Raw genomic sequence first — 15,250 nt, 5'->3', positions numbered from 1 at the left:
GATCATGGAACCTCTTAGCTGGACCGGCTCTATCGCCATTCTAAACCCTATCCTGATGATCGCGCTGGCTGCGTTGGTCGTATCTATCGTCGTCTGGATCATCGGCAGCATCGTCCTACCCGAAGCCCCGTTGAGCTTGAATGCGGACGGCACGCTCAGCTCAGGCACAGGACTGCGGGGATTGACCCAATCAGCCTTGAGATACAGCTTTTTCGCCTGTGTCGTCCTTGCGCTGGCGTATATCGTTCTTGGCATCCTCATGGGTACCAGTGCCGGGATCGTCGGCGCGATCTCACAGCAATTTCTGCCTGTGTGGTTGTCGCTGATCATCCTGTTTGCAATGTCGATCGCCTTCAAACGACGCCTCGGGCTGTACGGAAAACTGTTCGACAGCCCCATCGGCATGATCGGCTTTGGTCTTGTGATGTTCTGGGTCTTTACCGGGATCTTCGGTGCGCTGGATCTGATCATCACACATGACCCGCTGAGTCAGGTCTCTGGCATGAAGAACAAAGTGCCCGGAACGCCCCTGCAAAACCCTGAAGACGGCGAGTATGCCTGGTACCTTCTGGGCGGCGACAACCTTGCCCGCGACGTCTTTAGTCGCATGGTCAAAGGCGCATGGATCGTGGTGCAGATCGCACCGCTTGCGACCATGTTCGCATTTATGGTCGGGATCACTCTGGGTCTTCCAGCAGGGTACTACGGAGGACGTCTGGACACGTTCCTGTCCTTCCTTGCCAACCTGATCCTGGCTTTCCCGGTAATCCTGTTGTTCTACCTGCTGGTCACACCCGAAATCGTGGCGACAGGCGTGCCGAACTATATGGCGGCCGTTTTGTTCATATTCCCGATCTTGTTCATCGGCGTTCTGCTGAACTCGCGGTATTACACCCGCCCGAATTTCCGCACTCCGCTGTTGATCGGGGTTCTGGGTATCGCGCTGTGGCTGTATCTGTCGCTGATTTCGACCGATGGCTACATCATCAACACCGATGATTACGGCATTTGGGGCTTGCCGACTTATCTGGACCTGTTCGATATCCCTGGCGGTATCCTCGTGGTGTTTGTTTCGGTTGTCTTCGTGAACTCACCCACCGTGTTCCGCATCGTGCGCGGTCTCGCGCTGGACATCAAAACACGGGATTACGTGGCTGCGGCACAGACCCGTGGCGAAGGCCCCTGGTACATCATGCTGTGGGAGATCCTGCCCAATGCACGAGGTCCGCTGATCGTCGATTTCTGTCTGCGTATCGGCTATACCACGATCCTGTTGGGAACCTTGGGTTTCTTCGGATTGGGACTGCCGCCGGAAAGCCCGGATTGGGGCTCTACGATCAACGAGGGGCGCAAGCTACTTTCTATCTACCTGCACCCCGCCCTTCCGCCTGCCTTTGCCTTGCTGTCGCTGGTTCTTGGTCTGAACCTGCTGGCAGATGGCCTGCGCGAAGAAAGCCTGAAGGACTGATGTGAGAGCGACCGAGGGCTTTGCCCCCGGACCCCCAGGATATTTTTAGCCAGATGAAGGGGATCCCCGGACTCTCGCGAGGAGATACAAGATGAACAAATTGGCGGAATATGACGGCCCAATTCTTGAGATCGACAAACTTTCGATTTCTTTCTTCACCCGCCTTCGGGAAATTCCCGCCGTGATGGATTTTTCGGTCAGCGTACAGCCCGGCGAGGCTGTTGGACTGGTCGGAGAATCCGGTTGCGGAAAGTCCACTGTGGCACTTGGGGTCATGCAGGACCTTGGCAAGAACGGGCGGGTTGTCGGCGGTTCGATCAAGTTCAAAGGGCGCGATCTGGCCGAGATGAGCGCGGATGAATTGCGCGATATTCGCGGCAATGAGATCGCGATGATCTATCAGGAACCGATGGCCTCGCTGAACCCGGCGATGAAGATCGGCAAGCAATTGATGGAAGTGCCGATGATCCACGAGGGAGTCGGCAAGGAAGAGGCCTATGCCCGCGCATTGGAAGTGGTAACGGACGTACGCCTGCCCGACCCCGAGCGGATGCTGAATTCGTTCCCCCATCAGCTGTCAGGGGGGCAGCAGCAGCGTATCGTGATCGCGATGGCGCTGATGTCGAAGCCGGCGCTGTTGATTCTGGATGAACCGACAACCGCACTGGATGTGACGGTTGAGGCCGCCGTAGTCGAGCTGGTCAGGGATTTGGGTAAGAAATACGGCACCTCGATGCTGTTCATCTCGCACAACCTTGGTCTGGTTCTGGAAACTTGTGACCGGCTTTGTGTGATGTATTCGGGTGAGGCAGTCGAGCGCGGCTCGATACACGATGTATTCGACGAGATGCAGCACCCCTATACGCAGGCGCTGTTCCGCTCGATCCCGTTGCCGGGGGCAGACAAGAACGCCCGCCCACTAGTGGCCATTCCCGGGAACTTTCCCCTGCCCCACGAACGCCCGTCAGGCTGTAACTTTGGCCCACGCTGCGACTATTTCGAAGAAGGCCGCTGCGACGCGCAGAATATTCTGATGGAGCCTGTACCCGGCAATGACCGGCACCACACACGCTGCTTGAAGTACAAGGAGATTGACTGGAACGCCCCGATCACTTTGGCCGACAAGAAAGAAAAAGGTGAAATCGGCCGCGTTGTCCTGAAAATGGACAACCTCAAGAAATACTATGAAGTAGCCGCCAATGCGTTGTTCGGGGGCGGTGAGAAGAAGGTGGTCAAGGCCAACGAAACACTTAGCTTTGAGGCACATGAATCTGAGACGCTGGCGATTGTGGGCGAATCCGGTTGCGGTAAATCCACCTTTGCCAAAGTTCTAATGGGGCTTGAAACGGCCACGGATGGACAAATCCTGCTAGACAACCGCAACATCGAAGATGTGCCCATCGAAGAACGTGACGCCAAAACCGTGGGCGAAGTTCAAATGGTGTTCCAGAACCCGTTTGACACTCTGAACCCCTCGATGACCGTTGGGCGGCAGATCATCCGCGCGCTGGAAATTTTTGGCATCGGCAATTCCGAGGCTGAACGAAAACAACGCATGCTGGAATTGTTGGACCTGGTGAAGCTACCGCGCGCCTTTGCCGATCGGATGCCGCGTCAGTTGTCCGGTGGACAGAAACAGCGCGTCGGTATTGCGCGCGCCTTTGCCGGCGATGCGCGGATCGTTGTTGCGGACGAACCTGTGTCGGCTTTGGATGTGTCTGTACAGGCGGCGGTGACCGACCTGTTGATGGAGATTCAGCGCGAACACAAGACCACCTTGCTGTTCATCAGTCACGACCTGTCGATTGTGCGCTATCTCAGCGACCGGGTGATGGTGATGTATCTGGGCCATGTGGTCGAGCTGGGGACCACCGACCAGGTGTTTTCGCCGCCCTATCACCCCTATACCGAAGCGTTGCTGAGCGCTGTTCCCATTGCGGATACGTCGGTTGAAAAAGCGCATATCGTTCTGGACGGTGATATCCCCTCGGCCATGAACCCGCCCCCGGGGTGCCCTTTCCAGACGCGCTGTCGCTGGAAATCCGAAGTGCCGGGTGGGCTGTGCGAGAAAGATGTGCCGCCGGTAAAAACCCTGGCGGACGGACACCAGGTCAAATGCCATCTGTCCGAAGAAGTTCTGGCCCGCATGGAGCCGGTCATCAAAATCGCGGCCGAGTAACGGCCCAAACGCAAAGAACCGGCCACAGCGCCGGTTCTTTTCTGACTTGGGTCGGTAGTTTATCAGCCGCCCCAGATCACTTTCACATAGTTCTGGGTTTCTTTGTAAGGTGGCACGCCGCCGTGCTTTTCCACGGCTTTCGGACCGGCGTTATAAGCCGCCAGCGCCAGCCGCCAGGATTTGAACTTGCGATACTGCCACGACAAATAACGGGCCCCGCCTTCCAGATTTTGCTTCGGATCATGCGGGTTCACACCCAAAAGACGCGCGGTTCCAGGCATCAGCTGTGCCAAACCCAGTGCCCCTTTGTGAGACACCGCGTGCGGGTTCCATCCGCTTTCCTGTTGCACCAGTCGCAAGAACAACTCTTCCGGGACACTGTGTTTCCGGGCTGCTTGCCGCGCCAGCGCCAGGTATTGGCCGCGATATTTACCATTATATCGCTTGATGACTTGAGTTGGCTGCGCTGTTTTTGGCTTCAACCGTTCAGAGCCGCGGTACTGGGTGGCAGCGCGCGAGTCTAAAATCTTGGATTGTTTGAGGAAAATATCCTTACGGTTTTTGGTGGACAGGGTTTCCGCCGCAGCCGGAACCGAAACCAGCGCAAGGCACAGAACAGAAAAACAACCAACTAAAAAACGCATTTATGCCAATCCCGCTCGCTCTCGAACCCTAACGAGTATAGGTATTTCAGGCAAAAATGAAAGCATGGTAAATAGAACCTTCGGGATTTCTTGCCGACCGTTGCACAGATCAACTGTGTTTTAACCACGACGTAGGCCGTATAGGGTCGCGTAGAAACTTCGCGTCAGATTCGGGCGCGCTCGACACAGACAAGAACGGGGAAATATATGGCAGGTTCAGTCAACAAGGTCATTCTGGTCGGAAATCTTGGCCGCGATCCTGAAGTTAGGAATTTCCAAAACGGGGGCAAAGTATGCAACCTGCGCATCGCCACATCCGAAAACTGGAAAGACCGCAATACTGGCGAGCGTCGTGAGCGCACCGAGTGGCACTCGGTCGCGATCTTCAATGAAGGGCTAGTCCGCGTGGCGGAGCAATATCTGCGCAAAGGCTCGAAGGTCTATCTCGAAGGGCAATTGCAGACCCGCAAATGGCAGGACCAATCTGGGCAGGACCGTTATTCGACTGAGGTTGTTCTTCAGGGGTTCGGCTCGACCCTTGTGATGCTTGATGCACGCGGCGAAGGCGGCGGCGGAGGCGGTTATGGCGGCGGACAGTCAGGCAGCTATGGCGGCGGTCAGGCGGGCGGCGGCTATGGCGACCCCTATGGCGGACAGTCCAGCGCCCCTGCCCCTGCACCTGCATCCGGCGGAATCGACGACGACGAGATTCCGTTCTAAGGCACACGGAGACGAAACATGACATGGTCCTTCACTCTCGGCCGGGTACTGGGGTCGGAACTGAGGGTCCATGTCACCTTTTTCCTACTACTGGGCTGGGTCGCCTTTGCGGCTTATTCCAAAGGCGGGGTGCCCGCCGCGATCGACAACTTGATCTTTGTTCTGGCCCTGTTTGCCTGCGTCGTCGCGCATGAGTTCGGCCACGCGCTGATGGCGCGGCGCTACGGCATCAAAACTCCTGACATCACCTTGCTGCCCATCGGCGGGCTCGCCCGGCTCGAACGGATGCCCGAGAAGCCTATGGAGGAAGTCTGGGTCGCTCTGGCCGGGCCGGCGGTGAATATTGTAATCTGGATCGTTTTGATGGCCATGGGGGCTGGAATGACGCTGGACTCTCTAACCCGGATCGATTCGACCAGTGCCGGACTGTTGAACCGGCTGGCCTATGTGAATTTGTTGCTGGCCGTATTTAACATGATACCGGCCTTCCCCATGGATGGCGGCCGGGTATTCCGCGCGCTTTTGTGTCTGAAGATGGACCGGGTAAAAGCCACACGTATCGCCGCCCTTGCGGGTCAGGTCGTGGCGGTGGCGTTTGGCTTTCTTGGGTTGAACACTGGTAACCCCCTGCTGGTTTTGATCGCCGTCTTCGTGTTCGTCGCTGCCAATGCGGAAAGCCACGATGTGGCCATGCGCTCAGTCGCGCGGCGGGTGCTGGCCCGCGACGCGATGATTACCGAGTTTCACGCCCTATCGCCCACCGACACGCTTGCAACCGCCGCACAGGCCGTCATTCACACCACGCAACACGAATTCCCCGTGTTGGGTCCGAATGGAGACCTGCTGGGCTTTATAGCACGCGGCACGCTGTTCACTGCCTTGGCGCAAGAGGCACCTCGGTCAGATCTGGCAACTTCGATCATGGAAACCGAGATCCCGCGCGTTGAATTGACCACCGGCCTGGAAACCGTGCTAGGGAAACTACACAAGGGTGCTCCCGCCGTCGCAGTTTGCACGCAGGCCGGGACAATGGTTGGCTACATCACCCGCGAAAACATCGGTGAATTGATGGTGATCCGCGGACGCTGATCAGACCGTTGCCAAGGCGTCTTCCAGAACTGTCAGCACAGCGTCGCGCGGGACATCCGAAGTGACAAAAGCCTGGCCGATCCCGCGGGCAAGAATAAACCGCAACTGCCCGTCGATGACCTTTTTATCCTGCGCCATCAGGTCAACCAGTGCCTCGGCACCCGGCAGATCTCCGGGAATGTCGGCCAGATCGGTTTTCATTCCCATTGCACGTAGGTGCGCCCGAACACGGCTCGGTTCCTCCTGTGAGCACAGCCCAAGACGAGAGGACAGCTCAAACGCCAGTGCACAGCCGATAGCGACACCCTCGCCGTGCAACAGGCGATCAGAATAGCCGGTGGCCGCTTCAAGCGCGTGACAGAAAGTGTGCCCAAGGTTCAGCAGCGCACGGTCGCCTTGCTCAGTCTCGTCGCGGGCGACGATGTCGGCCTTCATCTGAACCGAGCGTGTCACCGCCCGCACGCGCGCGGCCATATCGCCACCCGAAACGTCGGGACCGTTTCTTTCGAGCCATTCAAAGAACTCTGCATCGCCCAGCAGGCCGTACTTGACCACCTCGCCATAGCCCGACAGGAAATCCCGTTGGGTCATGGTGCCCAGAACCGAGGTGTCCGCCAGAACCAGAGAAGGCTGATGGAATGCCCCAATCAGGTTTTTGCCCTGTGGAGCGTTGATGCCGGTTTTTCCGCCAACAGAACTGTCCACCTGTGCCAGCAACGAGGTCGGTATCTGGACGAAACGGACTCCGCGCCGCAAAACGGCCGCAGCAAATCCCGCAAGATCACCAATGACCCCGCCACCCAAGGCGATCACCACATCGCGGCGTTCTACCTTTTCCGACAAAAGCCATTCAACCGCGCGCTCGAAATGCGGCCAGCTTTTGGTGGCTTCTCCTGCAGGCAAGGCCAGCGAGGTCATCTCGATACCAGCTGTTGCCAGACCATCCCGCAACGCATTCAGGTGCAACCTGGCCACGTTCTCATCCGTCAGAACAGCGACCTTGGGCCGATGTAGCAAGGGCGCAATCATCGTGCCGGATTGCACCAGCAGGTCAGGCCCGATTTCCACGTCATACGAGCGTTCGCCCAGCTCTACATGTACGGTTTGGTGCATTTACTTCCGTTCCAATACGTCGGGCCGCGTCAACATCGACTCCACCACCCGGTCCACCATATTTTCAATCGAGGTTTCGCCATCGGACTCAACCGTCAGACCTGACTGCGCATAAACCGGGACGCGGGCTTCATACAAGGCGCGCAAGGTCGCATAAGGGTCAGCCGTGCGCAGCAAAGGCCGTGTGTCCTTATGTTTGACCCTGTTCCACAACACCTTCAAGTCAGCCCGCAGCCAGACCGAAACCCCGCGTTCAGTGATCATCTGGCGGTTCTGATCGGAAAGAAAAGCGCCCCCGCCGGTGGACAGGATGCCTTTTTCCTCGTCCAGCAGACGTCCGATGACCTGACTTTCCTTGGCGCGAAAGAACGGTTCACCATCACGCTCAAATATCTCGGGGATGGTCATATTGGCAGCCGATTCGATCTCGGCGTCGCTGTCGAGGAAGGGAACACCCAGCCTTGCGGCCAAAGCACGACCCACAGCCGTCTTTCCGGCCCCCATCATGCCAACAAGAACGACGGTTTTGTGCAGTTCAAAGACCGCATCAGTCCCTTCTGTGTGGGTGTTATGCTTAATTTCGCTCATTTCAACGTGAATGACGTGATCTTACGAAAAATGCCAGCTATAACTATGGCAAAAGACAAAATTGGGGCAGCGTTGAGCAATGGGCCGTCTGATCAAGTTCCTGATATATATTGTTTGCCTGTGTTTTGTCGGGCTGGTGGGATATGCGTATTTGGGTCCGATATTCGGGGTGGATTTCTCGGCCCCGCAAGACGAGATCCGAGAGCCGGTAATCCTGAATGTTGAATAAAGCCGCACTGGCTGCCTTATTGCTGGCTGGATCAGCGCAGGCGCAGCAGGCTCCTCTTTCTGTCATCGATTGGCTGACGGACCCTCCGGAAAACCTGCCAGGGACTGTCCTGTTGGAACCACCGGTCACGGAAACGGGCATTCAGCCGGATATCCAAGTCTCTCCGCTTGAGGCGCTGTCACAGCCGTTGGGGCTTGTGTCGTCGTCTGTGACTGGCCTGCCGGTGCATCTTTGGCAGAATAGTGATGCCGACCGGCTGGCCGAGCTGATCACCGACGTGCCGGTTCGCTATAACCCCGCGATGCAGCGATTACTGTTTACTCTGATCCTGTCAGAGGCTCGCGCGCCAGCTGGTTCGGGTGCTGAAGAAACCCTGCTGCTCGCCCGCATCGACCGATTGATGCAACTTGGCGCAGCCGACCCGGCGCAATCGCTGGTCCAATTGGCCGGTCCGACCGACACACGCCAAAGGTTCCAGCGCTGGTTTGACGCCACCCTGCTCACCGGGGACGAGGATCGCAGCTGTACATCGCTGATAGCGAAGCCACACCTGTCGCAGGACTACGCCGCACAGATTTTCTGCAAGGCCCGACGCGGAGACTGGCCATCAGCCGCTCTAACGCTGGAAGCTGCACATGCATTGCAAATACTGCCACCAGAAGAACTGGATGTGCTGGATCGCTTTCTCAGCCCCGAGTTGTTTGAAGAAGCCGAATACCTTCCGCAACCAGATGATCCCAGCCCACTGACCTTTCGCCTGTTTGAGGCGATCGGGGAACGCCTGCCATCGGCCCCTCTGCCCCGTGCCTTTGCGAATGCCGACCTGCGGGACGTAGCGGGGTGGAAAGCGCAGATCGAAGCGGCTGAGCGACTGACCCGCATCGGCGCGCTGACCCCCAACCAGTTGCTGGGGCTGTATACCGAGCGCTCTCCGGCCGCGTCCGGCGCAGTTTGGGACAGGGTCTCGTCCGTGCAACGGTTCGAGTCTGCACTGGATTCGCGCAATCCCGACAAAATCGCCCGGGCTTTAAATACTGTGTGGACGCAAATGCGCCTGATCAGATTAGAGGTACCCTTTGCAGAATTGTTCGCAGAACGCCTGTCGCAGATAGAGCTGACGGATCCGTCGGCGGAACAGCTGCGCTGGCGTATCCTCCTGTTGTCCGAACTGTATGAAACAGCGGCCCTTTCTGTGCCCGGTCAATCCGACGAAAATCACTTTCTGGCGGCGTTAGCGCAAGGCGATCCGGGGCGCGCGCGCTCTCCTTCGCCTCTGGCGGATGCGGTTGCGCAAGGGTTTGCATGGGCTGCTCCGGTCCCGTCGAATATCGAAACGATGCTAAACAATGATCAGCTGGGGGAAGCGATCTTGGAGACCATGCAGCGGTTTGCACACGGGGCACGCGGCAACCTAGTCGATCTGACAGCAGCCATTGCGACGCTGCGCCGTGTGGGTCTTGAGGACACTGCCCGCCGCGCCGCACTGAACTTGCTGATCCTGCAGGACCGCTGATCGTGGCGGCCCCAGCGACGCAGGACTTGTGGATTTCCACCTTTTTGCAAGCTCAGGCCGCCGAATTGGGGGCCGCGACCAATACGCTGCTGGCATACGGTCGCGATCTGAAAGAATTCTCGGCCTGGTTGGAACGTCGAAAGACGGGTTTTCCTGACACACAGAGGGAACAGATTGAGCAATACCTGATTGACTGCGACGCACAGGGCCTGTCCCGTTCCACGCGCGCACGTCGGTTGTCCGCGATCAAGCAACTGTTCCGGTTCGCCTTCGAAGAAGGCTGGCTTGAAGCTAACCCCGCCATTCAAATCAAAGGCCCTGGTCGACAAAAACGACTGCCCAAAACACTGGATGTCGCCGAAGTCGATCGTTTACTTGAGGCCGCGCGCCGCACCGGTCGCAAGGATGCAGACCGGGTGCGCAACACCTGCCTGATGGAGGTTCTGTACGCCACCGGAATGCGGGTGACCGAATTGGTTTCGCTGCCGGTTTCCTCGGCCCGAGGTGACCCCCGGATGCTGCTAGTGCTGGGCAAAGGTGGCAAGGAACGGATGGTACCACTGTCGCCTCCGGCGCGCGATGCGTTGGCGGCGTGGTTGCTTGTCAGGGACGAGGCCGAGGACAAGCAGGTTGCAGACGGCGCTCAGCGTTCCAAGTTCCTGTTTCCGTCTCGCGGTAAATCCGGCTATCTGACCCGGCACAGGTTTTTCCTGCTGGTCAAGGAACTGGCCGTAGAAGGCGGCGTTTCGCCCGAAAAAGTGACACCACACACCCTGCGCCATGCCTTTGCCACGCATCTTCTTGCCAATGGCGCTGATTTGAGGTCGATCCAGACCCTGCTGGGCCATGCCGACGTGGCGACCACGGAAATCTACACCCATGTCCTGGACGAACGTTTGTCAGAGCTTGTGTTGCAGCATCACCCGCTGGCGAAAGACGGCGATGACGACGGCTAACCCCTTGATCCAAAGCATGCGCACCCCCATAACGGATGCAGTATCACGAACAACCAAGGACCGATGGAACCCTCTTCTGCTTCTCTGATCGACGGCGCATTCTGGTTTACCACAGGCGCCATTCTACTTTTGCTTGTCCTATCGGGCTTTTTCTCGGGTTCTGAAACGGCATTGACCGCCTCGTCGCGCGGAAAACTGCGTGCACAGGCCGACAAAGGGTCGCGCGGCGCGCAAAAGGCCCTGGACATCACCGACGACAACGAACGGCTGATCGGTTCGGTCCTGTTGGGCAACAACCTAGTCAACATCCTTGCCGCATCGCTTGCGACCGCCCTTTTCACACGGCTGTTCGGCGAAAGCGGCGTTGCGCTGGCAACGCTGGTGATGACCCTTCTGGTCCTGATCTTTGCCGAGGTTTTGCCCAAGACTTACGCGATTACCAATTCTGAAAAGGCGGCTGCGGCCGTGGCACCAATCATCAGCGTCGTCGTGACAGTGTTTTCGCCGGTCGTTGCGGCCGTGCGTTTGCTGGTGCGTGGTGTTCTGCGCCTGTTTGGTGTCCAGATCGACCCGGACAGCAACATTCTGGCCGTGCGCGAGGAAATCGCCGGTGCGTTGCAGCTTGGACATTCCGAAGGCGTGGTCGAAAAGGAAGACCGCGACCGTATCCTTGGCGCGCTGGATTTGGGCGATCGTACAGTTGAAGAGATCATGCTGCATCGCTCGAATATTGAGATGATCGATGCAGACGCCTCGCCCGAGGCCATCCTTCAGCAATGTCTGAAAAGCAGCCACACCCGCCTGCCCGTGTTTCGCGACGAACAGGAAAACATCGTGGGTGTCGTGCACGCCAAGGACCTGTTCCGCGCGATGTACGCCCATGCCGGCGGCAGTGAGAACGCTGATAACCGACTGAAAGAATTCGACATCCTCAAGGTCGCGAACGACCCCTATTTTGTTCCGGAAACCACCACTCTGGACGATCAGATGCGCGAATTCCTGCGGATGCACAGCCACTTTGCACTGGTGGTGGATGAATACGGTTCGCTGCGCGGGCTGATCACGCTTGAGGATATCCTCGAGGAAATCGTGGGCGAGATCGCGGATGAGTTCGACATAGACGAAGACGTTTCTGTAACCCGAACCGAAGATGGGCAGTTTCTGGTCGAAGGAGCCACCACGATCCGCGACGCCAACCGCGCGATGGATTGGTCCCTGCCCGACGATGAGGCAAATACCATTGCCGGTCTGGTCATTCACGAAGCGCAGATGATCCCAACCGTCGGTCAGGTCTTTTCCTTTCACGGCTTCCGCTTTGAGGTGACAAAACGTCAAGGCAACCGGATCACCGAACTGAAAGTTCGACCTCTCTGAGAACAACCCAAAAAACTGCAAGAACCCACCGGCGCTCTGATCCGAGCGCCGGTTTTCTTTTAGACAACCACCATATCCTTCCTGTTTGGGGTCGCCAGCAGGTGCTGAACCCGGATCGCCTTCCGCGACACTTTCTGTCGCTGAAGCTATTGCAAAGGCAGCTTTCCTATTGAGACTGACGGCATAGGCATCAGGAGACGTGCATGAAACTCACAACCCAAGTTGCAGTTATCGGCGGCGGAGTCGTTGGATGTTCCGTACTCTATCACCTGACCAAGCTGGGGTGGACGGACGTGATGCTGTTGGAACGGTCCGAGCTGACCAGCGGGTCGACCTGGCACGCAGCGGGTGGGTTTCACACCCTGAACGGCGACACCAACATGGCGGCGCTGCAGGGATATACGATCCGGCTGTATAAAGAGCTGGAAGAGATTACCGGCATGTCCTGCGGTCTGCATCATGTGGGCGGCGTGACGCTGGCAGATAATCAGGATCGGTTCGACATGTTGCTGGCAGAACGCGCCAAGCATCGGTTCATGGGGTTGGAGACGGAAATCGTTGGTCCGGATGAGATCAAAAAAATCGCTCCTATCACCAACACCGACGGGATCATCGGCGCGCTTTATGATCCGCTGGACGGTCATCTGGATCCGTCGGGGACCACCCATGCCTATGCCAAAGCGGCCCGGATGGGCGGTGCAACCATCGAAACGCACTGCATGGTACGCGAAACCATCCAGCGCCCCGACGGGACATGGGATGTCGTCACCGACAAGGGTACGATCCATGCCGAACACATCGTCAATGCCGGAGGCCTTTGGGCGCGCGAGGTTGGCGCGATGGCGGGCGTCTATTTCCCCCTACACCCGATGGAACACCAGTATCTGGTGACAGACTCGATCCCTCAGATCGAGGCGATCATCGACGCTGGAGGCGAGCATCCACATGTGATGGATCCCGCCGGAGAAAGCTATCTGCGGCAGGAAGGGCGCGGGCTGTGTATTGGGTTCTATGAACAGCCCTGCAAACTCTGGGCTGTCGATGGCACACCGTGGGAGTTTGGCCACGAACTGCTGCCCGACGATTATGACAAGATCACCGACAGTATCGAATTCGCATATAAACGCTTCCCCGTTTTGGCCGAGGCGGGCGTCAAATCGGTGATCCACGGACCGTTTACCTTTGCGCCGGACGGAAACCCGCTGGTCGGGCCGGTGCCAGGCATGCGCAACTATTGGTCCGCCTGTGGCGTGATGGCCGGGTTCAGTCAGGGCGGCGGGGTTGGCCTGACGTTGGCGCAATGGATGATCGAAGGTGAGCCCGAACGCGATGTGTTCGCCATGGATGTCGCCCGCTTTGGCGACTGGATCGGCCCCGGCTATACGCGCCCGAAGGTGATCGAGAACTATCAGAAACGCTTTAGTGTCGCCTACCCCAACGAAGAACTGCCTGCCGCGCGTCCGAACCGGACCACCCCGATGTACGATATCTTCAGCGACCTAGGCGCGGTTTGGGGTCAGCAATACGGGCTGGAGGTTGCGAACTATTTTGCGCAGGGTGATGAGCCGGGCTTTGAGACGCCCTCATTCCGCCGCTCGGATGCGTTCGAGGCGACCGGGCGCGAGGTCCGTGCTGTGCGCAATGGTGTCGGCATCAACGAGGTCCACAATTTCGGCAAGTATCGCATCACCGGCCCAGGTGCGCGCGACTGGCTGGACCGCATCATGGCTGGCCGCATTCCAAAGCCTGGGCGCCTGTCGCTGACACCAATGCTGTCGCGCAAAGGCAAGCTGATCGGGGATTTCACCGTTTCCTGTCTGGCTGAGACCGAATTCCAACTGACCGCGTCATACGGCAGCCAGGCCTTCCATATGCGGTGGTTCCTGCAGCATCAGGACGATGGTATTGCAATTGAAAACATCAGCGACCGTCTGAACGGCTTTCAGATCGCCGGACCAAAGGCGGCCACGGTTTTGGCGGCCTGTACCCGCACGAACATCTCGAACCTCAGGTTCCTTGATGTTCGCCGCATGACCATCGGTATGACCGACTGCACCGTTCAAAGGGTCAGCTACACGGGCGATCTGGGGTACGAAATCTACTGTGATCCGATGGCCCAACGGCAATTGTGGTGGACCCTTTGGCAGGCTGGCCAGCCCCACGGCATGGTGCCCTTTGGCATGCGCGCGATGATGAGCCTGCGGTTGGACAAGTTCTTTGGCTCGTGGATGCGCGAGTTTTCCCCCGATTACACCGCAGCTGAAACCGGGCTGGATCGCTTTATTGCCTTCACGAAGAACACCGACTTTATCGGTCGCGCCACAGCCGAGCTTGAACGGTCCGAGGGGATCGCGCGCAAGCTGGTCTCGTTCGAAGTGGATGCAGACGACGCTGACGTGAATGCCTATGAGCCGATCTGGCTGGATGGTGCGGTCGTCGGATTCTGCACCTCGGGCGGGTATTCCCATTATGCCGGCAAATCCATCGCAATAGGTTTCCTGCCCTCGGACCGCATACGTGACGGTTTGGAGGTCGAGATTGAGATACTAGGCCAGATGCGCAAGGCGCGCGTGATCTCAACCCCACTGTTCGACGCGGACGGTGAACGTATGCGGGGATGACAAAAGACGGCTACGGCGGCTATGTGAAGGTATGACAGACATTCCCATTATCCTTCTGGCCGCCGGACAATCCCGCCGCATGGCTGGCACGGACAAGCTGATGCAAAGCGTCGATGGCATGCCACTGCTACGGCGATCCGCACAAACAGCGTTGCAGGTAGGCCCGGTGATAGTTGCGCTTCCGCCTGCTCCGCATCCTCGCCAGGACGCCTTGAAAGGTATGGATGTTGTTGCAGTTGAAATACCCGACGCTGATGAGGGCATGAACGCCAGTTTGCGCGGTGCTCTTGCGCATGTGCCCGCCGATGCCGGGGCTGTCATGGTTTTACTGGCAGATTTGCCGGAAATCACAGTTGGTGACCTGAAGCAGGTCGCAGATTCTGTCCAAGAATATCCAAATTGCTTGATCTGGCGTGGGGCGACAGCCACAGGAAAGCCCGGCCATCCGGTTGTGTTTGCTCGTCCGCTGTTCAAAGAGCTCAGGCAACTTACAGGCGATGAGGGCGCGCAGTCCGTTGTGCAGGCGCATAAGAATGCAGTGCATCTTCAACCACTACCCGGTCAAAACGCCCTGTTGGATCTGGACACTCCCGAGGATTGGGCACGCTGGCGGGCCGGGAAGGCCACATAACCGGCCTGCCAATATAGAAACGGCCCGGTCGATACCGACCAGGCCGCTTGCCCAAAACAGGACTACCACTTTTCACCAATCCTGAAAACGCTGCCAAAAATGCCTATGGCACCCTGGCTATTCCG

General features: G+C 58.0%; 13 protein-coding genes. 10 read left to right on the top strand and 3 right to left on the bottom strand.

Going from position 1 to position 15,250, the window contains the following annotated elements; translation table 11 throughout:
- Window positions 1-4: 4 nt before the first annotated feature.
- Entirely contained in the window at window positions 5-1,468 is a 1,464-nt protein-coding gene (locus tag AC2FD9_RS02135; RefSeq protein ID WP_058273779.1) for an ABC transporter permease, read from the top strand.
- Window positions 1,469-1,559: 91 nt separating this feature from the next.
- The gene (locus AC2FD9_RS02130; RefSeq protein WP_496835155.1) at window positions 1,560-3,647 is read left to right on the top strand and encodes a dipeptide ABC transporter ATP-binding protein; all 2,088 of its coding nucleotides are present in this window, start codon (window positions 1,560-1,562) and stop codon (window positions 3,645-3,647) included.
- A gap of 62 nt (window positions 3,648-3,709) precedes the next feature.
- Here AC2FD9_RS02130 and AC2FD9_RS02125 read toward each other — a convergent pair whose 3' ends face one another.
- Complete coding sequence (locus AC2FD9_RS02125; RefSeq protein ID WP_113788946.1) at window positions 3,710-4,291, bottom strand: lytic transglycosylase domain-containing protein; 582 nt, start codon at window positions 4,289-4,291, stop codon at window positions 3,710-3,712.
- Window positions 4,292-4,498: 207 nt separating this feature from the next.
- Between AC2FD9_RS02125 and ssb the strand changes: the two genes are divergently transcribed.
- Both ssb and AC2FD9_RS02115 read left to right on the top strand, forming a co-directional pair.
- A complete protein-coding gene (gene ssb, locus AC2FD9_RS02120) occupies window positions 4,499-5,011 on the top strand; it encodes a single-stranded DNA-binding protein (RefSeq protein WP_058273781.1) in 513 nt (170 codons plus the stop codon).
- Between the two features lie 18 nt (window positions 5,012-5,029).
- Window positions 5,030-6,100 carry a site-2 protease family protein gene (locus tag AC2FD9_RS02115; protein WP_282168453.1) on the top strand — a complete coding sequence of 357 codons (1,071 nt, stop codon included), beginning with the start codon at window positions 5,030-5,032 and terminating at the stop codon, window positions 6,098-6,100.
- Here the strand turns inward: AC2FD9_RS02115 and aroB are convergent, their stop codons facing one another.
- The gene (aroB, locus tag AC2FD9_RS02110; RefSeq protein WP_496835152.1) at window positions 6,101-7,213 is read right to left on the bottom strand and encodes a 3-dehydroquinate synthase; all 1,113 of its coding nucleotides are present in this window, start codon (window positions 7,211-7,213) and stop codon (window positions 6,101-6,103) included.
- Window positions 7,214-7,801, bottom strand: coding sequence for a shikimate kinase (locus AC2FD9_RS02105; protein ID WP_496835150.1), 588 nt, complete (start codon window positions 7,799-7,801; stop codon window positions 7,214-7,216).
- Window positions 7,802-7,880: 79 nt separating this feature from the next.
- On the opposite strand from AC2FD9_RS02105, the gene AC2FD9_RS02100 reads away from it, so the two are divergent.
- The 6 genes from AC2FD9_RS02100 (at window position 7,881) to AC2FD9_RS02075 (ending at window position 15,125) form a co-directional block, all read left to right on the top strand.
- Window positions 7,881-8,030, top strand: a complete 150-nt coding sequence (locus tag AC2FD9_RS02100) for a hypothetical protein (protein WP_170557697.1) — start codon at window positions 7,881-7,883, stop codon at window positions 8,028-8,030.
- Window positions 8,020-9,543, top strand: a complete 1,524-nt coding sequence (locus AC2FD9_RS02095; protein WP_496835149.1) for a hypothetical protein — start codon at window positions 8,020-8,022, stop codon at window positions 9,541-9,543. Before AC2FD9_RS02100 ends, AC2FD9_RS02095 begins: the two co-directional genes overlap by 11 nt.
- Window positions 9,544-9,545: 2 nt before the next feature.
- Complete coding sequence (locus tag AC2FD9_RS02090; protein ID WP_496835147.1) at window positions 9,546-10,499, top strand: site-specific tyrosine recombinase XerD; 954 nt, start codon at window positions 9,546-9,548, stop codon at window positions 10,497-10,499.
- Window positions 10,500-10,562: 63 nt separating this feature from the next.
- Complete coding sequence (locus AC2FD9_RS02085) at window positions 10,563-11,873, top strand: HlyC/CorC family transporter (protein ID WP_496835145.1); 1,311 nt, start codon at window positions 10,563-10,565, stop codon at window positions 11,871-11,873.
- Between the two features lie 203 nt (window positions 11,874-12,076).
- Window positions 12,077-14,494, top strand: a complete 2,418-nt coding sequence (locus AC2FD9_RS02080) for a GcvT family protein (protein ID WP_496835143.1) — start codon at window positions 12,077-12,079, stop codon at window positions 14,492-14,494.
- Between the two features lie 31 nt (window positions 14,495-14,525).
- A complete protein-coding gene (locus AC2FD9_RS02075; RefSeq protein ID WP_496835141.1) occupies window positions 14,526-15,125 on the top strand; it encodes a nucleotidyltransferase family protein in 600 nt (199 codons plus the stop codon).
- Window positions 15,126-15,250 lie beyond the last annotated feature (125 nt).

The organism is Ruegeria sp. YTSC230 (genome assembly GCF_059609665.1).
This window is presented reverse-complemented; position numbering and strand designations above follow the sequence as displayed.